We start from the raw sequence: 17,833 nt of genomic DNA on the forward strand, positions 1-17,833 counted from the left end.
GGAATCCCCTGGTCGGAATCGGACCGTCCGCATTCGAGCCCAGCGGCGCGGCGGGTGGCGCTCGCCCGCCACTGCCACGCGCTCTTCGGTTTCTCACCACTCGACGCAACCGATCCGGATCTGCCGCTCGCCGGAATCCGTGGTGTCGCCCACGTACTGCCGTCCGCCGTGAGTCCGACGCAGCGCGCGGGTCACCGGGTGCGTCCGAAGGGGATGCTGCTGACGGACCGGGCCGACGAACTGCTGCCCGACCGGGTGTTCTTCGTGCGCTGTGTCATCGACACGGACAGTCTGCGGCCCACCGCTTCTCGCGAGGCACTGTCGGCGGCCCGGTGCGGGGCGCCCGGACGGCCGCGCGCCGCCCTACTCCACCCCGATGAGCAGCGGAGCGCACTGGTGGCCGCCCCGGTACACCACTGTGTCGACTGCCAGATAGCCCTCACGTACGTGCTCCTCCAGCGCGTCGGCCAGGCTGTCGGGGACGTCCTCACCGAGGACCAGGGTGACCAGTTCGCCGCCCGCCGCCAGCATGCGGTCCAGCACGTTCCGGGCCGTTTCCGGTACGTCCTCGCCGATGACCGCGACGTCGCCGTCGATCAGGCCCAGGATGTCGCCGGCCTGGCAGATGCCCGCCATGGTCCAGGACTGCCGCTCGGCGACGGCCAGTTCGGCGTAGCGGGTGGCACCGGCCGCGGCGGTCATCGCCACCACGTCCTCGTCGAAGCTGCGGTCGGGTTCGTGGACGGCGAGGGCCGCAATGCCCTGGACGGCGGCCCGGGTCGGGATCAGGGCGACCCGAACGCCCTCCGCGCGGGCCTGTTCGGCGGCGGCAGCGGCGGTGTGGCGCAGCTCCGCGTCGTTGGGCAGCAGAACCACCTCGCGGGCGTGCGCCCGGCGGATCGCGTCGACCAGTTCGCCGCTGGCGGGCGGCTCCCCGGGCCGCGCCAGGACCGTCGTCGCCCCGGCCTCCTTGCACAGTCCGCGGAGCCCGTCGCCGGGGACCACCACGACGACCGCACGCTGCACGGGTTCGGTGTGGGGGTGCACCCGGTCCGCGCCGAAGTGGGTGATCCGGATGCGGTACGGCCGCCCCGCCTCGACACCGGCCTCCACCGCCGCACCGGCGTCGTCGACATGCACATGGACGTTCCACAGCCCGTCGCCGCCCACCACCACGAGCGAGTCGCCGAGCCCGTCGAGCCGGGTCCGCAGCCGGTCCACGGCGTCGTCCGTGGCCTCCAGCAGGTAGATGACCTCGAAGGCCGGTCCGCCCTCCGCGCAGTCCTCCGGCACAGGGACCACGGTCGCGGGCACGGCCACATACGTGCGCTCGGGAGCCCGCCCGGAGACCGCTTCGACGAGCGCCCCGAGCACCGTCACCAGGCCCCGTCCGCCGGCGTCCACAACGCCCGCCCGTCCGAGGACGGCGAGCTGTCCGGGGGTCGCTTCCAGGGCCGTCCGCGCTCCCTCGTACGCCGCCCGCGCGACCGCCGCGGTTCCGTCGTCGGCCGCCGTGCGTCCGGCGGCCTCGGCGGCTGCGGTGGCCACGGTCAGTACGGTGCCCTCGACGGGGTGGGCGACGGCCTGCCGGGCGGCTGCGGCCGCCTTGGTGAGCGCCCGGCGCAGCTGGTCCGCATCGTGCCCGTCGGACAGCACCCCTGCCATTCCGCGCAGCAGCTGGGCGAGGATCGTGCCGGAGTTTCCGCGGGCACCGATCAGTGCTCCGTGCGCCATGGCCCGTACCGCGTCGGCGGCGACGGGCACGGTCGTAGCGGTCTCATGGGCGGCGAAGACCGCTTCGACGGCCTGGGCCGCGGACTCCACGGTCAGATAGAGGTTCGTGCCGGTGTCCCCGTCGGCGACGGGGTACACGTTGATCGCGTCGATCGCCTCGCGCTCCCGGCCCAGCGCCTCCAGGGCCAGTGAGCACCAGGTACGCACCGCGACGGCGTCCATGTCGTCGGCGGTCTGCGGCACCTGTCGGTCCTCCTCGAAATCGGCCGTGGGTGGCCGGCTGCACCGCAGAGTAGCCCCGTGCGCCGGGTCCGACGGGGACAGGGGCGGGACGGGGGGCGGCGGAACCCATGGTAGTTTCGTTCTACCGACGCAGCCGTTGTATGCTGCTTCGGTTGCCCGATGAGAGTCGGGCCATTCCTCTGGTGCCGCCACTTCAGTCAAATGAATCCGGCGCGCCGGAATTCACTGTAAGTGCACCTGAAGTCTTTGGAGTGACCCGTGGCTGCCAACTGCGACGTCTGCGGCAAGGGGCCGGGCTTCGGCAACAACATTTCGCACTCGCACCGCCGTACGTCCCGTCGCTGGAATCCCAACATCCAGCGCGTGCGTGCCGTGGTCGGTCGGACGCCGAAGCGGCTCAACGTCTGCACCTCGTGCATCAAGGCCGGCAAGGTCGCGCGCTGACGTTCCCGTCGTAGCGCAGCCTTCCGGTTGCCCAAAAAGCCGGTCCACTTCGGTGGACCGGCTTTTTGCTGCGCTTCCGGGGACCTTCACACGGTGCGCGTCCGCCGGCCGTGATCGACGGGGCCGATTCCGGCGCCGGGCGGGAAGCCCGCTTCGATCGCCCCGGTGACGTACGCCTTCGCGCCCCGTACCGCCTGAGTACGTCCTGGCCCATGTCACGCGAGCTCCGAGCGGTGATGACGGTGATCAGCACGCTCATTCCGTGCACACCGGGCGCCGGCATCGTCTTCAGGTCGGCCTGAATGTCCGCACCGCCGCCGGAATCGGATCCGGCGACGGTGCGCACACAGGCGGGTACAGCGGCACACCGGGACATACGCCGAAAACTACTGGGCGTCCTCGATGTCCCCGAAATGGTCCCAGCCGCCCTTGCTGGTCCAGGGCGCCCCGTCGACCGTGACCTGCGGCAGCGCCGAGGGGTTGAGGACTTCGCCGATCACCTTCCAGCGGGCGGGCAGCTTCACGTCCGGCGGGAAGGTGGCGACGATCGCGTGGTCCTCTCCCCCGGTCAGCACCCACTGCAGCGGGTCCACGCCGACGGCCTGCCCGATGTCGGACATCTGCGAGGGGATGTCGATGAGTCCGGAGCGCAGATCGATCCGGACTTGGCTGGCTTCGGCGATGTGCCCGAGGTCGGCGACGAGTCCGTCGCTCACGTCCGTCATCGCGGTGGCGCCGAGCCCGGCGGCCGCGGGGCCCGCGTGGTACGGCGGTTCGGGGCGTCGGTGGGCCTCGACGAAGGCGCGGGGCGAGCGGAAACCGCGGGAGAGCACGGCGTATCCGGCAGCCGACCAGCCGAGCCAGCCGGTGACGGCGACGACGTCGCCGGGCTGGGCGCCGGACCGGGTGACCGGTTCATGGTTGCGCAGATCGCCGAGTGCGGTGATCGACACGGTGATCGTCTCGCCGCGCACCACATCGCCACCGACCACGGCCGCGCCTGCGACCTGACACTCGTCACGGATGCCGTCCATCAGCTCACCGGCCCAGGTGACCGGGAGTTCGGCGGGGACGACCAGGCCGAGCAGCAGCGCGGTGGGCACGGCGCCCATGGCGGCGATGTCGGCGAGGTTCTGGGCGGCGGCCTTGCGGCCGACGTCGTACGCCGTCGACCAGTCGCGACGGAAGTGCCGCCCCTCCAACAGGATGTCCGTACTGGCCACGACCCTGCGGTCGGGAGCGGACACGACCGCGGCGTCGTCGCCGGGGCCGAGCCGCACCGCCGGAGTGGTGGTGAGCCGGGAAGTGAGCTCCCTGATGAGCCCGAACTCCCCCAACTCGCCCACGGTTCCCTTCACCGAGTCTCACCTCTCATCTATCGCCCCGGACGATCGTCCGGGCTGCTTCAGCGGCCGGGGGTCCGGACCATGGACCGGCCGCCGCCGCAGGGAGCAGTCTGCACCGGTTCTCATCGGCATGTCTGTCCCCCTTTCGCACCGCTGCACTTGCGGTCGCGGGCCGTCACTGCTGTCGGTACTGTCAATAGATACGTCAACTTGTGTCTTGTGTACGCCACGCTGTGGACGTCAACCGCCCCGTAGGTCTCCCCGCGGCCCGCGGCAACGCGATACCGTGGCGTCCCTTTCCCCCACATGATCCTCGTGGTCGCCCTGGAGGTTCCGTGGTACAGGCGTACATCCTTATTCAGACCGAGGTGGGCAAGGCGTCGACCGTCGCCGAGACCATCGCCAGAGTTCCGGGAGTGATCCAGGCAGAGGACGTCACCGGCCCCTATGACGTGATCGTGCGCGCACAGGCCGACACGGTCGATGAACTCGGCCGCATGGTGGTCGCCAAGGTCCAGCAAGTGGCAGGCATCACCAGAACCCTGACCTGCCCGGTCGTTCATCTGTAGTCCCCGTCTACGCTGGGCCGGTGACATCTTTGCGCCGGTTCTGCCGCCCCGTGTTCCTCGTTCCGTCCGTTGCCGCACTGCTGCTGGCCGCGGCGGGCTGCTCCTCAACGGACGTCGCGGCGTCGATCACGGTTCCCACGCCGTCACCGGAAGCCGCAGCCTACTGCCGTGCACTGCACAAGGAGCTGCCGAAGACCGTTGCCGGACTCGACCGCGGTGACACCGGGACAAAGTCCGAACTGACCGCCGAGTGGGGGGACGGAGCGATCGTACTGCGCTGCGGTGTCCCCCGGCCGGCGAAGATGGACAACCCCATGTCGAAGGGGATCGAGGCGAACGGCGTCAACTGGCTGCTGGAGCAGCCGGAAGACGCCGGCCCACGATTTACGACGACCTACCGTAAGGCGTATGTCGAGTTGAGTCTCTCGACGGCGTACGCCCATGACGCGAGCCCGTTGGCCGCGTTCGCCCCGGCCATCCGGAAGACGGTTCCCAGCAGCCCGTAGGGCGTGCACTCCCGTTGCGGAGCGCACGCCCTACGGCGCGGGTCTCGTCTTCTCAGCGCAGGCCGGTCGACCGGTTCAACGCGGCCTGGATCAGCCGGTCCACCAGCTCCTGGTAGCTCACGCCGCTCTCCTGCCACATCCGCGGGTACATGGAGATCGGGGTGAAACCCGGCAGTGTGTTGATCTCGTTGATCACGAAGCTGCCGTCCTCGGTGAGGAAGAAGTCGGCGCGCACCAGGCCCTCGCAGGACACGGCTTCGAAGGCGTCGACCGCGAGGCGCTGGACCTCGGCCGTCTGCTCCTCGGTGAGCGGCGCGGGCACGATCCCGGAGGCCGAGTCGATGTACTTGGCCTCGAAGTCGTAGAAGTCGTGCGAGGTCACAGGGGGGATCTCGGCGGGCACGCTGGCACGCGGTCCGTCCTCGAACTCCAGCACCCCGCACTCGATCTCCCGGCCGCGCAGCAGCGACTCCACCAGGAATTTGGGGTCGTGGCGGCGGGCTTCCTCGATCGCCTCGTCGAGGCCGGACAGGTCGTCGACCTTGGTGATTCCGATCGACGAGCCGGCCCGGGCGGGCTTGACGAAGAGCGGCCAGCCGTGGTCACCGGCGAAGTCCACGATGCGCTTGCGGGCAGCGGAGGGGTCCGTGTCCCATTCGCGGGGGCGTACCACGACGTACGGGCCGACCGGCAGCCCGAACGAGGTGAAGACCCTCTTCATGTACTCCTTGTCCTGGCCGACGGCCGAGGCGAGCACCCCAGCGCCGACGTACGGCACACCGGAGAGCTCCAGGAGCCCCTGAAGGGTGCCGTCCTCGCCGTACGGGCCGTGCAGCACGGGAAAGACGACGTCGACCTCGCCCAGCGCCTTGGGGACCGAGCCGGGCTCGCTGTACACCACTTCACGGCTGCCGGGGTCGACGGAGAGCACCACGGCGCCCTCGGTGGACTCGGCCAGCTGGGCCACCTCCGGCATCTTCCGGTCCGTGATGGCCATGCGTTCGGGCTCGTCGGCGGTGAGCGCCCAGCGGCCCTCCGCCGTGATGCCGATCGGAAGGACGTCGTACTTCGTCCGGTCGATGGCGTTCAGGACGGCGCCGGCCGTGACGATCGAGATGCCGTGTTCGGAGCTGCGGCCGCCGAACACGACGGCCACACGCGGCTTGCAGAGTTGCTGCTCCGGGCTCTGGGGGAGGTTCTCGCTGCTCATATCGCGTTGAGCGTACCTGCTGGTACCACTCGCGTCAGCGTGGCCGGGGCCGCTGGAGCAGCGGCGGCGAGCGTTCGCCGGCCTGCGCGCCCCTCGTCCCTCCCCCGGCGAACCCTCAGCGTCGCTCGGGCTTCGCGCTGCGCGACATCAGCTCGCCCAGCGCGACCATGGGCGGCTTGCCCTCGTGGACGATGCCGACGACCGTCTCGGTGATGGGCATGTCGACGCCGTGCCTGCGCGCCAGATCGAGCACCGATTCACAGGACTTGACACCCTCGGCGGTCTGCTTGGTGACCGCGATCGTTTCCTGGAGCGTCATTCCGCGCCCAAGGTTGGTGCCGAAGGTGTGGTTGCGCGAGAGCGGCGACGAGCAGGTCGCCACCAGGTCGCCGAGGCCCGCAAGTCCGGAGAAGGTCAGCGGGTCGGCGCCCATGGCGAGGCCGAGGCGGGTCGTCTCGGCGAGGCCGCGGGTGATGAGCGAGCCCTTGGCGTTGTCACCGAGCCCCATGCCGTCGGCGATGCCAACGGCGAGACCGATGACGTTCTTGACCGCGCCGCCGAGTTCGCAGCCGACCACATCGGTGTTGGTGTACGGGCGGAAGTACGAGGTGTGGCAGGCGCTCTGGAGGCGCTGGGCCACGGACTCGTCCTGGCAGGCGACAACGGCCGCGGCGGGGCGCCGCTCGGCGATCTCCTTGGCCAGGTTGGGGCCGGTGATGACGGCGACGCGGTCCGCGGAGACCTTGGTGACGTCCTCGATGACCTCGCTCATCCGCTTCGCGGTGCCGAGTTCGACGCCCTTCATCAGCGAGACGAGGACGGTGTCGGAGCCCAGGTGCGGGGCCCAGGCGGCGAGATTGGCGCGCAGTGTCTGCGAGGGCACCACGAGCACGGCGAAGTCGGCGCCGTGCAGCGCCTCTGCGGCGTCGGTGGTGGCCCGGATCGACGCGGGGAGTTCAATCCCCGGCAGATAGTCCGGGTTGGTACGGGTCGTGTTGACGGCCTCGGCGACTTCGGCGCGGCGGCCCCAGAGGGTGACCTCGCAGCCGGCGTCGGCGAGAACCATGCCGAAGGCCGTACCCCATGAGCCGGTTCCGAAGACGGCTGCCTTTGCGGGGTGCGTCACTTGGGTCCCTTTCCTTCGGCTTTGCGTCGCTGTTCTGCACGGGCCTTGCGGTGGTCGTACGACTCCGCGGGTGCCTTCTCGCCCCGTACGATCTCCAGCTGCGCGGTCACCGCGGCCATGATGGCCTCGGTCGCCTCGCGCAGGACGTCCGGCGTCGGCTCCTGGTCGTAGAACCGGGAGAGGTCGACGGGCGGTCCGGCCTGCACCTGGAGGGTCTTGCGGGGGAAGAGCCGGAGCTTGTTCTCCCTGGCGTACGGCGGCATGGCCAGGTTGGCGCCCCACTGGGCGACCGGGATGACCGGGGCCTTCGTCATCAACGCGACGCGGGCCGCGCCGGTCTTGCCGGCCATCGGCCACATGTCGGGGTCGCGGGTGAGGGTGCCCTCCGGGTAGAAGGCGACGCATTCACCGCGCTCGATGGCGTTGACTGCGGCCCTGAAGGCGTCCAGCGCATTGGTCGTCTCGCGGTACACGGGGATCTGCCCGGTGCCGCGCAGCATCATTCCGACAAAGGGGGTCTTGAAGAGGCCCGCCTTCGCGAGAAGCCGCGGCACCCGTCCGGTGTTGTACTGGAAGTGACCGTAGGAAAGCGGGTCCAGATACGAGTTGTGATTGACCGCAGTAATGAATCCGCCGTCGGCCGGAATGTGTTCCATTCCCCGCCAGTCACGCTTGAACAGAGCCACCAGCGGCGGTTTTGCGATGACCGCCGCCAGGCGGTACCAGAAGCCGATTCTGCGGCGGGACACTCGGACACCTTCCTCTAAGGACCTGAACTCTGCCTGGCTACCGACGGTCAAGTCTCGCCCCAGGCCCCTGCTCTGTCGAGAACACCGTACGCCCCGCTTTCGGGGCCGACCCTCCGGGTTCTCGCACCGGCAGGCGAGAATAAGCGGCAATGCGCATCGAGGGGGAGATCGCCACGAACACCGACCCGGCCGGTCCTTGGACCCTGGTCGTCCCGTTGAAGCCCTTGGTACGGGCCAAGAGCAGGCTCACGCCCGCAACCGGCGCCGCGCTGCGCCCGCGGCTCGCCCTCGCCTTCGCCCGGGACACCGTGGCCGCCACCCTGTCCTGCCGGGCGGTAAGGGATGTGGTGGTCGTCACGGACGACACGGAGGCCGGGGCGGCTCTCGCGGCCCTCGGGGCGCGCATCGTTCCCGACGAACCGGACCGCGGCCTCAACGCTGCCCTGGCGCACGGTGAGCGGACCGTGCGGGCCCGGCGGCCCGGGGCGGCTCTCGCGGCTCTCAATGCGGATCTTCCCGCGCTGCGCCCCGGCGAATTGGCCCGGGTACTCGATTTTGCCGCCGCATTTCCCCGTGCATTTGTCACCGATGCGGCAGGAATTGGTACAACATTCCTTTCGGCCGCGCCGGGAGTGGAATTGCGACCCGCTTTCGGTGGTTCTTCCCGGGCCCGGCACCTGGACTCCGGAGCGGCGGAAATCAGCCTGACCGGCATCGATTCGGTCCGCCAGGACGTGGACACCGGCGACGATCTGCGGGCGGCGCTGGCCCTGGGTGTCGGCCCGCACACGGCGGGCCACTGGGCCGCGGGAGCCCCCGCGGCGGACCGATAGGCTGCCGTTCATGCAGGCGACCTCGTACACGTACGACCCCGAGACCCGCACCGGCAGTGTGCTGCTCGACGACGGCACCCCGGTGGAATTCGACGCCCCGGCCTTCGATGCCGGCGGTCTGCGGCTGCTGCGTCCGGGGCAGCGGGTGCGGATCGAGGGCACCGGCGAGGGCGCGGACCTGCGGATCACGCTGGTGACGCTGCAGACGTTCTGAACGGCTCCGCGCACACTGTCCACAACAGCCCGCGGGCCGGGCTCCCCGAGGGGAGCCCGGCCCGGCGCGTGGGTGGCCCTGCGCTGCTCGGCCTCACTTCTTCCGTGCAGTGGCCTTCTTCGCCGTGGTCTTGCGCGCCGTGGCCTTCTTCGCGGGCGCCTTCTTCGCCGTGGCCTTCTTGGCGGGCGCGGTCTTGCTGGCGACGGCCTTCTTGGCGGCCGTCTTCTTCGCCGCCGCTGCGGTCGTCTTCTTCGCCACCGCCGTGGTCTTCTTGGCCGCCGCGGTGGCCTTCTTCGCGGTGGTCTTCTTGGCGGCGGCGGCCTTCGCCGCGGTCACGGTCTTCTTGGCGGTGACCTTCTTCGCCACGGCCTTCTTGGCTGCGGCCTTCTTGGCTGCGGCCTTGGTCGTCGCACGGGCGGAAACACCGCCCGAGAGGCTGCCCTTGGGCGCCTTCTTCACGGCCACATCGTGCTTGGGGAGCTTCTTCGAGCCGCTCACCAGGTCCTTGAAGCCCTGTCCCGCACGGAAGCGGGGCACCGAGGTCTTCTTGACCCGCACCCGCTCACCCGTCTGCGGGTTGCGGGCGTAGCGGGCAGGGCGGTCGACCTTCTCGAACGAGCCGAAGCCGGTGACCGAAACACGGTCCCCCGCGACAACCGCACGGACGATCGCGTCGAGCACCGCATCGACGGCGTCTGCGGCCTGCTGTCGGCCGCCAACCTTGTCGGCAATCGCTTCTACGAGCTGCGCCTTGTTCACGTCTTCCCCTTCGGAGACATTGCCAGAACGAAAGTGTTCAAGCGTTTTCGCACGTTAGGCAGATATATACCGCAAATCAAACACGAAACGGGCTAATCACCCTAGTGCCGCAACGAAGTCGACCGCTGCACAGTTCCGCAGAGTCAGCCACCTTCGGGGAATCGGCCCTCATCGAGGTCCTTCATCAACCGGTCCAGACGCCTTGCCGCATCCGGGAGATCGTGCTTAGCCGCGGCCGTGATGACCAACAGCTTCCGGGACAGCGCCATCCTTACGCCCTCCGGGACTTGCAGTGCGCGCACTCTTGTGTGCGCTTCCTTCAATTGGTCGGCGACTTGGCCGTAAAGCTTGAGTTGGCTGTCGCGTTCCATGCACCGATTGTGCCATCTGGGGCGAGTTGTCGCCCGACGGGGTCTCAACAAGCGACTGCGCCCCCTACCAGATGGCAGGGGGCGCAGTCCTGGAAACGCGCTGCTCAGGCGTTAATTGTACGCGGCTTGAAGGTCGGCCTTACCACCTCATAAGCCGCGATGTCCGCTTCGTTCTGAAGGGTGAGACTGATGTCGTCCAGCCCGTTCAGCAGTCGCCAGCGGGCGTTCTCGTCAAGATCAAAATCGGCCGTGATGCCGTCGGCGCGGACCTGGCGCGCCTCCAGGTCGACGGTGACCTCGGCCGTCGGATCGGCCTCGGTCAGCTCCCAGAGCGCGTCGACGACCTTCTGGTCGAGTACGACGGTCAACAGCCCGTTCTTCAGCGAGTTGCCGCGGAAGATGTCGGCGAACCTGGACGAGATGACGGCCTTGAAACCGTAGTTCTGCAGCGCCCACACGGCGTGTTCGCGGGACGATCCGGTACCGAAGTCGGGACCGGCCACCAGCACCGTGGCGCCGCTGCGCTCCGGGCGGTTGAGGACGAAGTTCTCGTCCTTGCGCCAGGCCTCGAAGAGTCCGTCCTCGAAGCCGTCGCGGGTGACCTTCTTCAGCCAGTGAGCAGGGATGATCTGGTCGGTGTCGACGTTGCTGCGGCGCAGCGGGACGGCCCGGCCGGTGTGTGTGGTGAAAGCTTCCATGATTCTCAGACTCCGGCGGGCGTACGGGCGTCGGACAGGTCGGCCGGCGAGGCCAGGTGGCCCAGCACGGCGGTGGCGGCGGCGACCTGCGGGGAGACCAGGTGCGTACGGCCGCCCTTGCCCTGCCGGCCCTCGAAGTTGCGGTTCGAGGTGGAGGCGGAGCGCTCGCCGGGGGCCAGCTGGTCGGGGTTCATGCCGAGACACATCGAGCAGCCCGCGTGCCGCCATTCTGCGCCTGCGGCGGTGAAGACCTTGTCCAGGCCCTCCTCGACGGCCTGCAGAGCGACCCGGACCGAGCCCGGGACGACCAGCATCCGTACGCCGTGGGCGACTTTGCGGCCGTCCAGGATCGCGGCCGCGTTACGCAGGTCCTCGATCCGGCCGTTGGTGCAGGAGCCTACGAAGACGGTGTCCACGTTGATGTCGCGCAGCGGCTGGCCGGCGGTCAACCCCATGTATTCCAGGGCCTTTTCGGCGGCGTTGCGCTCCGAGGCGTCCTCGTACGAAGCCGGATCGGGGACGTTGGCCGACAGGGGCGCGCCCTGGCCGGGGTTGGTGCCCCAGGTGACGAACGGCGCCAGTTCGGCAGCGTCGATGACGACCTCGGCGTCGAAGACCGCGTCGTCGTCGGTGCGCAGCGTCTTCCAGTACGCGACGGCGGCGTCCCAGTCCTCGCCCTGCGGGGCGTGGTCGCGGCCCTTCAAGTAGTCGAAGGTGGTCTTGTCCGGGGCGATCATGCCCGCCCGGGCGCCGGCCTCGATCGACATGTTGCAGATGGTCATCCGGGCTTCCATCGAGAGCTTCTCGACGGCCGAGCCGCGGTATTCGAGGATGTAGCCCTGGCCACCGCCGGTGCCGATCCGGGCGATGATCGCGAGGATCAAGTCCTTGGCCGTCACACCGTCGGGCAGTTCGCCGTCGATGGTGATCGCCATCGTCTTCGGACGGGCCAGCGGCAGCGTCTGGGTGGCCAGCACATGCTCGACCTGGCTGGTGCCGATGCCGAACGCCAGCGCACCGAAAGCGCCGTGCGTGGAGGTGTGGGAGTCGCCGCAGACGACCGTGGTGCCGGGCTGGGTCAGACCCAGCTGCGGGCCGACCACGTGCACGACACCCTGCTCGACGTCGCCCAGCGGGTGCAGCCGTACACCGAACTCCGCGCAGTTCTTGCGCAGCGTCTCCAACTGGGCACGGGAGACCGGGTCGGCGATGGGCTTGTCGATGTCGAGGGTCGGGGTGTTGTGATCCTCGGTGGCGATGGTGAGGTCGAGGCGCCGCACCCGGCGGCCGGCCTGGCGGAGGCCGTCGAAGGCCTGGGGGCTGGTCACCTCGTGCAGCAGGTGCAGATCGATGAAGAGGAGGTCGGGCTCACCATCGGCGTGCCGGACGACATGGTCGTCCCAAACCTTCTCCGCGAGTGTCCTACCCATCGCTTTCCCTCCGGCCGGCGTCTTCGCCGGCCCAACTAGAGATTCGGTGCGCCACCGTCCGGACCCCCGTGCGGGGCGGTGGCTACGGGCCGTTGTGTGGCCGCCCGTACAGGTTCGCAACTTCTGCCGAAAATTGAACTTGCGTTTCACAGAGTGAGACGGGAGTATCGTCGTATGGACAACTCTAGCGGCGTCGGCGTTCTCGACAAGGCGGCTCTGGTATTGAGCGCTCTGGAGTCCGGTCCGGCCACCCTCGCCGGGCTGGTCGCGGCGACCGGGCTCGCCCGACCCACGGCTCATCGACTGGCCGTGGCACTGGAACACCACCGCATGGTGGCGAGGGACATGCAGGGCCGTTTCATTCTCGGCCCCCGGCTGGCGGAACTCGCGGCGGCGGCGGGCGAGGACCGCCTGCTGGCCACGGCGGGACCGGTACTCACCCACCTCCGTGACATCACCGGCGAGAGCGCGCAGCTCTACCGGCGACAGGGCGACATGCGGATCTGTGTGGCGGCGGCGGAGCGGCTGTCCGGTCTGCGGGACACCGTGCCGGTCGGCTCCACACTCACCATGAAGGCCGGCTCGTCGGCCCAGATCCTGATGGCCTGGGAGGAGCCGGAGCGCCTGCACCGCGGCCTCCAGGGCGCCCGTTTCACGGCGACGGCACTCTCGGGCGTACGGCGCAGGGGCTGGGCCCAGTCGATCGGCGAGCGCGAGCCGGGCGTCGCCTCGGTCTCGGCGCCGGTGCGCGGCCCCTCGAACCGGGTGGTCGCCGCCGTCTCGGTCTCCGGACCGATCGAGCGGCTGACCCGGCACCCGGGCCGGATGCACGCCCAGGCGGTCATCGACTCGGCGGCCCGGCTCAGCGAGGCCCTGCGCCGCACCGGCTGACGTACGTACGAAACGACTCCCGGCCGCCCCAGCGTCGCGGCGGCCCCCTCCCAGAACGCCACGCCTCAGAACGCCACGTTCCACCCCAGAACCTCACGTCGCGGACGAGCGGTGCGCGAGACGGTCCGCCGCCCGGCGGCCCCATCCCTCGATCGGCAGTACGCCGGTCACCGCGGCCGGCCCGTAGGCCAAGTGTCGTCGGTGGCCACCCTCATCCGGCTCGACCATCCCTGCGATGCGATGTCGAGTATCTGGCCGAGCAGGCCCGCCTCATGCGCCAAGTCGCCGTCCAGGACCCGGACATGACGGAGACATAACCCACGGATTCGGAGCAGGTGGAGACGGCGGTCGCGTCGGCCGTGCTCTGCGAGCCGCTGCTGATGGCGCTGCACAGGATGGCGCAGGAGGAGGCCCGGCGGTACGGACTCTGAGGGAGCATCAGAAAGGCCCCTCACCGAGGTGAAGGGCCCTTGTCTGTCGCTCTGTTGTACCCCCGACCGGATTCGAACCGGCGCTACTGCCGTGAGAGGGCAGCGTGCTAGGCCGCTACACAACGGGGGCTTGTTACTGCTGTTGCATTTCTGCGCTGGGCTACCAGGACTCGAACCTAGAATGACGGTACCAGAAACCGTAGTGTTGCCAATTACACCATAGCCCATGGTGTTACAAGTACCCCCGACCGGATTCGAACCGGCGCTACTGCCGTGAGAGGGCAGCGTGCTAGGCCGCTACACAACGGGGGCCCTAGCGATCCTGCATCGAGAGCGTGGGTGCGACCCAGATGATCTCGCGGGAAGGATCTGTACCCCCGACCGGATTCGAACCGGCGCTACTGCCGTGAGAGGGCAGCGTGCTAGGCCGCTACACAACGGGGGCTTGTTACTTCTGTTGCATTTCTGCGCTGGGCTACCAGGACTCGAACCTAGAATGACGGTACCAGAAACCGTAGTGTTGCCAATTACACCATAGCCCACCAAAACTCAACCCCCAGGAGGGGGTTTTGTTCGGTTTTGCGCTTCTCGTTCGGATCTTTCGTTCCGCTCGGGCGGCGCAGGAAGAACATTACCCGAAGGTGTCCGGCGCTCCAAAACGGGTATTGCCCACCAGCAGGCCGGGCAGCTGATCGAGCCCGCTGATACGGACGAGCTCGGGCCGCCCGCCCCGTCCACCCCGGTCCAGCCAGATCCCCATCAGCCCCGCGGCAACCGCGCCACCCGCGTCGATGTCCGGCTCGTCCCCCACGTACGCGACCTCCTGCGGCTCCAGCGCCAGCGCGTCGCAGGCCGCGTGGAAGGCGCCGGCTTCGGGCTTGGAGACGCCCAGCTCCACAGCGCACACCACGGCCTCGAACCGGTCCCGCACCCCGAGTTTGCGCAGCTTCCGGTCCTGGTTGTGGATGCTGGAGTTCGACAGCACCGCGTGCCGGAACCCGTCGGCCAGCAGGTCCAGGGCGGGCAGCGCATCGGGAAAGAGTGACCAGGCGGCCTCGTAATGGGCCGCGTGCCGAGCAAACCAGTCGTCGGCCTCGGCATCGCCCAGGGCCCGCGAGAGGAATTCCCGGACCCGGTCGCGGCGCTGCCCCTGGAAGTCCGTCTCCCCGGCGGCGAACCGTGCCCAGTGCACATCGGTGATCGCCCGCCACGCGATGAGGGCCTGCTCGACGGAGTCGTATCCGTCGGGCAGGCCCTCCTGTTCGAGATGCTTGTTCATGCCGACGCGGTCGGCACCCGTGTAGTCGAAGATCGTGTCGTCGATGTCCCAGAGAACGGCGCGGATCGGCATACAGCCACGCTACAGCTCGCGCGGCGGGCGTCGCGGCTCGTCGGGAGACAGGGCTCAGAACTGCTGCTGGTCGACTTCCGGCGGCAGGAGGCAGGGGGTGCTGACGATGAAGACCAGGAGGTCCTTGCTCACGGACCCCACGGAGACGAACTGCTGGTCCTCGGGGTGCTTGGCGTCGACCACGTTCGCCGGCTCCGTGTCTTCATTGACAACGAACGTCTGGATGTCGAAGCCGTTGCCCTTGAGTGTGTCCTTGATGTCAGTGACCGCTCCGGCATGCGCCGACCGAGGAAGGGTTCCGCGGACCGAGTAACTCAAGGTGAATCTGCCGTCGTCGGCTGTCTCACCGTTCTGGCCTGTGCAATCCGTGAAGTCCGCGGTGGGGCGGGCCGTCTTCGGGTCGAGCCGAGCATGTGCAGTGCTGACCATGGAATCGGTCCAGTGCTTGGCCCACTTCTCGGCCTTCTCCCTGCTCATACGGGGAAGCGGATCATTGACGCCTTCTTCGGACATGCAGCCTCCCAGTAGCAGGGCCAGGGCCAGAGCGGCAACACTCCGACGCCCAGCAGTTACGTATGCGGTTGCGCGGCGTGCCATCAGCCGGTTCCTCCATCCCGAGGTGCGAGACCGGCGATGATGCGGCCCTGGTTCTCCAGGCTCCTACTGCCGTCGTTCCAATAGCCGCCGTGATCCTTGGTGTCCACATACATGTGCCGTGCCCCGAACTCCGATTTCTTGGGGTCCGCGCCGAGTGTGGCGTCGGAGAAATAGTTAGAGATCGGGTCGTTGTCCGCGGCACCCACGTACACATGTTTGGGATCGATGTGAAGCTGGTCAGCACGGTCGACCGTCATACCGGGACTGCCGACGACCACCATGTCGTCGGCGTCCAGCCCCCGCCCGCCGGCATCGGCTGCACCGGCAACCGTTGAGCCGTAGCTGTGGGACAGCACCGTGAGGTGGCTTCGCTCCCCCTGGTGCGCCGCACGCAGACCGTGGGTGAAGTCACGTAGGTCCTCCGCCCCGTGCTGGGCGCGCCCCTGGGTGGCAATTCCCAAGTTCAGTTCCGCTTTCTTCACCGAATCAAAGTTGGCCTCGGGGGCGTCGTAATCGAGCCAGGAAACGACTGCGACGTCCTCTGCCCCGTTCGCACTCCATCGGCCTGCGGCGCCCTGCAGCTTTGCGGCCCGGTTGATCTGGCCGTCCACGTTGTCCAGCTGATTGCTTGTCCCCGGGACCTGGACCGCGGTGTGCCGGGCCGTGTCCGGGTTGCCGACGGCGACGATCGCGCGGCCGTCCTTCGAGGTGTCGAATCCGAGCAGGTACAGCTGTTTATGCGCGGGTGCCGCGTCCGCCACGTCCAGACGTTCCTTGAGGGCGCTGAGCGAGCGGTAGCTGTAACGGTCGTGGTAGCCCAGATCGCCCTCGCGCAGCGCGTAATCGTTGAGCCGCATGTCCAGGACTGCTCGGTTCGCCGAGTCACGTGTGATGGTCGGAAGACCGTCCAGTGCGCCGATCCGGTCGGGGAAGGCCGCCAGGTAGAAGTCGCGCTGGTCGGAGGTGAGGCCCGCCCACCAGTCGGCGGTGCGTTGCGGATCCTTCCCGTCCGGGATGTTCTTCCCATCGAGCCCGGCGAAGGCGGCAACCTGTACGGCGTCCTCGGCGGCGTTGGCACCGCCGTACTGCTTGTCGAGGTCGAACGGATCGATCTGGTAAAGGAGTTCGGTCGCGTCGTTGCCGGCTCGTTCCGCTTCTTCCAACGCCTCGTCGATACGGGCCCGGTAGCTTCCTAGTCCGGAGTTCGCCTGCTGCTGTACGCCCTGGTAGTCCGGGTCGTTGTGATACTTCGGATCGACCACCTGTTTCGGTTCGACCCAGCCGTCCTCGGTGACGGCATGACCGGCAGTCTCGGCATCCGCCACCGCATGGCGCAGTTTGCGCTGGGCAGCTTGCATGCGGGTGCTGAGCGCGTCCAGGACGTTCGAATGAGTAGCGCGTTCGTCTGCGCGGTCTTCAGCTTGCTCTCGGTGGCTTCGAGCGCGCCGAAACCGTAGGAGGCAGTGACTCCCGACCAGCTTGCCTTGTGCAGTGGTCCCGAGACGCGCTTGCCGCTGCCGATCCGGGTGTCGTCCAAGGTCTTGGCCAGCTTCTGCCACGAACCGGTGGCGGCCTCCAGATCCGAGAAGTCCTGACGGAAGAGTTGCGCGAAGAGCTCCGGCACTCCGCTCACCAGCCCTTGAAGCAGTCGCCGACGTGCGTCTCATTGATGCTGTGGCCGTCTGCCACCAGTCGCAGACCGTTCGCGTGTTCCGCAAGGCGATCCTTCAGTGTGGTCAGGGCATCTCCCCAGCCGGTGCTGACGGCCTCGATACGGCCCTTGCCATCCCACGCCCGAAATGAGGCAGCGGCCGCAGCCGTGTCGTCGATCGCCTTCCGTAAAGGGCCCTGCAAATCTGTCGCGAGCATGTCCGCCGCACCCGCCGAGGCGTACAGCTCGGTTACGGAGACACTGAGATCCTCTGTCATCTGCTCTTCATCCCTGCGTCACGCACCCCTCTCGGGCCATGGCAACTGAGCCTAGCTGTGCCGGGAGTTCCCGGAAGCGAACGCTGGAGTTCGACTGGATCGCATACCCCGCCCGGCTGAAACCCGCCTCCTGGTCCGGGTACGCCCGCAGGGGCGGCTACCGGGAGGAATCCAGTAGCCCCCTTCGGGCGTTCAGCGGTCACCGCGGTCGACGGCGGGTTCCGGTTGTCCCTGCGCACTCCCGAGCGCGCCGCCCGACTGATTTCGCTACGTCCCGGCAGTGCGGGTTGCCTGGTATGGCCTGGCACCACGACCCCAGCCCCGCCGGAGAGTTGACACCCGTCAACTCCACGTGACGAAGAACTTGATCCTCCGCGCGGACTGCCGGCACCTTCGGAACCA

Annotated in this window: 19 protein-coding genes, 5 tRNA genes and 2 pseudogenes; 7 read left to right on the plus strand and 19 right to left on the minus strand. The window is 68.6% G+C overall.

The genetic code is table 11. The features are described 5' to 3' along the window. Positions 1-6: 6 nt before the first annotated feature. Positions 7-327, plus strand: a pseudogene (locus tag ABTZ94_RS02370) (HSP90 family protein); the annotation flags it as partial. Between the two features lie 36 nt (positions 328-363). Here ABTZ94_RS02370 and ABTZ94_RS02375 read toward each other — a convergent pair. Further along, positions 364-1,977, minus strand: a complete 1,614-nt coding sequence (locus tag ABTZ94_RS02375; protein ID WP_351196651.1) for a DAK2 domain-containing protein — start codon at positions 1,975-1,977, stop codon at positions 364-366. Positions 1,978-2,235: 258 nt separating this feature from the next. Between ABTZ94_RS02375 and rpmB the strand changes: the two genes are divergently transcribed. Continuing rightward, positions 2,236-2,421, plus strand: coding sequence for a 50S ribosomal protein L28 (gene rpmB / locus ABTZ94_RS02380; protein WP_030928661.1), 186 nt, complete (start codon positions 2,236-2,238; stop codon positions 2,419-2,421). Positions 2,422-2,641: 220 nt separating this feature from the next. Here rpmB and ABTZ94_RS02385 read toward each other — a convergent pair. Then, positions 2,642-2,797: pseudogene (locus ABTZ94_RS02385) on the minus strand (bifunctional hydroxymethylpyrimidine kinase/phosphomethylpyrimidine kinase); the annotation flags it as partial. A gap of 10 nt (positions 2,798-2,807) precedes the next feature. Next, positions 2,808-3,779: a thiamine-phosphate kinase gene (locus ABTZ94_RS02390; protein WP_351196653.1), complete on the minus strand. Its 972-nt coding sequence runs from the start codon at positions 3,777-3,779 to the stop codon at positions 2,808-2,810. 323 nt (positions 3,780-4,102) lie between these two features. On the opposite strand from ABTZ94_RS02390, the gene ABTZ94_RS02395 reads away from it, so the two are divergent. Both ABTZ94_RS02395 and ABTZ94_RS02400 read left to right on the plus strand, forming a co-directional pair. Then, on the plus strand, positions 4,103-4,336 hold the full coding sequence (locus tag ABTZ94_RS02395; RefSeq protein ID WP_351196655.1) for an Lrp/AsnC family transcriptional regulator: 234 nt from the start codon (positions 4,103-4,105) through the stop codon (positions 4,334-4,336). A gap of 20 nt (positions 4,337-4,356) precedes the next feature. Further along, a complete protein-coding gene (locus ABTZ94_RS02400) occupies positions 4,357-4,842 on the plus strand; it encodes a DUF3515 domain-containing protein (protein WP_351196657.1) in 486 nt (161 codons plus the stop codon). A gap of 52 nt (positions 4,843-4,894) precedes the next feature. On the opposite strand, the gene ABTZ94_RS02405 is transcribed toward ABTZ94_RS02400, so the two are convergent. From ABTZ94_RS02405 to ABTZ94_RS02415, 3 genes are all read right to left on the minus strand, one after another. Next, positions 4,895-6,052, minus strand: a complete 1,158-nt coding sequence (locus ABTZ94_RS02405) for a D-alanine--D-alanine ligase family protein (RefSeq protein ID WP_351196659.1) — start codon at positions 6,050-6,052, stop codon at positions 4,895-4,897. A 115-nt stretch (positions 6,053-6,167) separates the two neighbouring features. Further along, complete coding sequence (locus tag ABTZ94_RS02410; RefSeq protein WP_351196661.1) at positions 6,168-7,178, minus strand: NAD(P)H-dependent glycerol-3-phosphate dehydrogenase; 1,011 nt, start codon at positions 7,176-7,178, stop codon at positions 6,168-6,170. Then, entirely contained in the window at positions 7,175-7,927 is a 753-nt protein-coding gene (locus ABTZ94_RS02415; RefSeq protein WP_351196663.1) for a lysophospholipid acyltransferase family protein, read from the minus strand. Before ABTZ94_RS02415 ends, ABTZ94_RS02410 begins: the two co-directional genes overlap by 4 nt. A 149-nt stretch (positions 7,928-8,076) precedes the next feature. On the opposite strand from ABTZ94_RS02415, the gene cofC reads away from it, so the two are divergent. Together cofC and ABTZ94_RS02425 are read left to right on the plus strand one after the other, a co-directional pair. Further along, entirely contained in the window at positions 8,077-8,760 is a 684-nt protein-coding gene (cofC, locus tag ABTZ94_RS02420) for a 2-phospho-L-lactate guanylyltransferase (protein WP_351196665.1), read from the plus strand. A gap of 10 nt (positions 8,761-8,770) precedes the next feature. Then, positions 8,771-8,974 (plus strand): hypothetical protein, encoded by a 204-nt coding sequence (locus ABTZ94_RS02425; RefSeq protein ID WP_351196667.1) that lies wholly within the window; start codon positions 8,771-8,773, stop codon positions 8,972-8,974. Positions 8,975-9,067: 93 nt separating this feature from the next. Here ABTZ94_RS02425 and ABTZ94_RS02430 read toward each other — a convergent pair whose 3' ends face one another. The 4 genes from ABTZ94_RS02430 to leuC form a co-directional block, all read right to left on the minus strand. Continuing rightward, the gene (locus ABTZ94_RS02430) at positions 9,068-9,733 is read right to left on the minus strand and encodes an HU family DNA-binding protein (RefSeq protein ID WP_351196669.1); all 666 of its coding nucleotides are present in this window, start codon (positions 9,731-9,733) and stop codon (positions 9,068-9,070) included. Between the two features lie 143 nt (positions 9,734-9,876). Next, the gene (locus ABTZ94_RS02435; protein WP_351196671.1) at positions 9,877-10,104 is read right to left on the minus strand and encodes an SCO5555 family protein; all 228 of its coding nucleotides are present in this window, start codon (positions 10,102-10,104) and stop codon (positions 9,877-9,879) included. 104 nt (positions 10,105-10,208) lie between these two features. Then, entirely contained in the window at positions 10,209-10,802 is a 594-nt protein-coding gene (leuD, locus tag ABTZ94_RS02440; protein ID WP_351196673.1) for a 3-isopropylmalate dehydratase small subunit, read from the minus strand. Between the two features lie 5 nt (positions 10,803-10,807). Continuing rightward, on the minus strand, positions 10,808-12,232 hold the full coding sequence (gene leuC / locus ABTZ94_RS02445) for a 3-isopropylmalate dehydratase large subunit (protein ID WP_351196675.1): 1,425 nt from the start codon (positions 12,230-12,232) through the stop codon (positions 10,808-10,810). 174 nt (positions 12,233-12,406) lie between these two features. Between leuC and ndgR the strand changes: the two genes are divergently transcribed. Further along, a complete protein-coding gene (gene ndgR / locus ABTZ94_RS02450) occupies positions 12,407-13,123 on the plus strand; it encodes an IclR family transcriptional regulator NdgR (RefSeq protein ID WP_014048551.1) in 717 nt (238 codons plus the stop codon). 488 nt (positions 13,124-13,611) lie between these two features. Here ndgR and ABTZ94_RS02460 read toward each other — a convergent pair. The 9 genes from ABTZ94_RS02460 to ABTZ94_RS02500 all read right to left on the minus strand — a co-directional run bounded on the left by ABTZ94_RS02460 (position 13,612) and on the right by ABTZ94_RS02500 (position 17,431). Continuing rightward, positions 13,612-13,684 (minus strand) — tRNA-Glu (locus tag ABTZ94_RS02460). Positions 13,685-13,709: 25 nt separating this feature from the next. Next, positions 13,710-13,781 (minus strand) — tRNA-Gln (locus ABTZ94_RS02465). Between the two features lie 12 nt (positions 13,782-13,793). Further along, positions 13,794-13,866, minus strand: a tRNA-Glu gene (locus ABTZ94_RS02470). 60 nt (positions 13,867-13,926) lie between these two features. Next, positions 13,927-13,999 (minus strand) — tRNA-Glu (locus ABTZ94_RS02475). Positions 14,000-14,024: 25 nt separating this feature from the next. Beyond that, positions 14,025-14,096, minus strand: a tRNA-Gln gene (locus ABTZ94_RS02480). A gap of 89 nt (positions 14,097-14,185) precedes the next feature. After that, complete coding sequence (locus ABTZ94_RS02485; RefSeq protein ID WP_351196677.1) at positions 14,186-14,905, minus strand: HAD family hydrolase; 720 nt, start codon at positions 14,903-14,905, stop codon at positions 14,186-14,188. Between the two features lie 54 nt (positions 14,906-14,959). Next, positions 14,960-15,382, minus strand: coding sequence for a hypothetical protein (locus ABTZ94_RS02490; RefSeq protein WP_351196679.1), 423 nt, complete (start codon positions 15,380-15,382; stop codon positions 14,960-14,962). A 119-nt stretch (positions 15,383-15,501) separates the two neighbouring features. Next, positions 15,502-16,860, minus strand: a complete 1,359-nt coding sequence (locus ABTZ94_RS02495) for an alpha/beta hydrolase (RefSeq protein WP_351196681.1) — start codon at positions 16,858-16,860, stop codon at positions 15,502-15,504. A 271-nt stretch (positions 16,861-17,131) separates the two neighbouring features. Then, positions 17,132-17,431, minus strand: coding sequence for a hypothetical protein (locus tag ABTZ94_RS02500; RefSeq protein ID WP_351196683.1), 300 nt, complete (start codon positions 17,429-17,431; stop codon positions 17,132-17,134). Positions 17,432-17,833: the final 402 nt, after the last annotated feature.

The organism is Streptomyces sp. NPDC002785 (assembly GCF_040295565.1).
In the GTDB taxonomy this organism is placed as follows: domain Bacteria; phylum Actinomycetota; class Actinomycetes; order Streptomycetales; family Streptomycetaceae; genus Streptomyces.

What these genes read in the sequence shown, in the direction of transcription:
- leuD (WP_351196673.1), bottom strand. Translation starts at nt 10,802, where the DNA reads ATGGAAGCTTTCACCACACACACCGGCCGGGCCGTCCCGCTGCGCCGC.
- ndgR (WP_014048551.1), top strand. Translation starts at nt 12,407, where the DNA reads ATGGACAACTCTAGCGGCGTCGGCGTTCTCGACAAGGCGGCTCTGGTA.
- ABTZ94_RS02495 (WP_351196681.1), bottom strand. Translation starts at nt 16,860, where the DNA reads ATGCAAGCTGCCCAGCGCAAACTGCGCCATGCGGTGGCGGATGCCGAG.
- ABTZ94_RS02485 (WP_351196677.1), bottom strand. Translation starts at nt 14,905, where the DNA reads ATGCCGATCCGCGCCGTTCTCTGGGACATCGACGACACGATCTTCGAC.
- ABTZ94_RS02405 (WP_351196659.1), bottom strand. Translation starts at nt 6,052, where the DNA reads ATGAGCAGCGAGAACCTCCCCCAGAGCCCGGAGCAGCAACTCTGCAAG.
- leuC (WP_351196675.1), bottom strand. Translation starts at nt 12,232, where the DNA reads ATGGGTAGGACACTCGCGGAGAAGGTTTGGGACGACCATGTCGTCCGG.
- ABTZ94_RS02500 (WP_351196683.1), bottom strand. Translation starts at nt 17,431, where the DNA reads ATGACAGAGGATCTCAGTGTCTCCGTAACCGAGCTGTACGCCTCGGCG.
- ABTZ94_RS02435 (WP_351196671.1), bottom strand. Translation starts at nt 10,104, where the DNA reads ATGGAACGCGACAGCCAACTCAAGCTTTACGGCCAAGTCGCCGACCAA.
- ABTZ94_RS02490 (WP_351196679.1), bottom strand. Translation starts at nt 15,382, where the DNA reads ATGAGCAGGGAGAAGGCCGAGAAGTGGGCCAAGCACTGGACCGATTCC.
- cofC (WP_351196665.1), top strand. Translation starts at nt 8,077, where the DNA reads ATGCGCATCGAGGGGGAGATCGCCACGAACACCGACCCGGCCGGTCCT.
- ABTZ94_RS02425 (WP_351196667.1), top strand. Translation starts at nt 8,771, where the DNA reads ATGCAGGCGACCTCGTACACGTACGACCCCGAGACCCGCACCGGCAGT.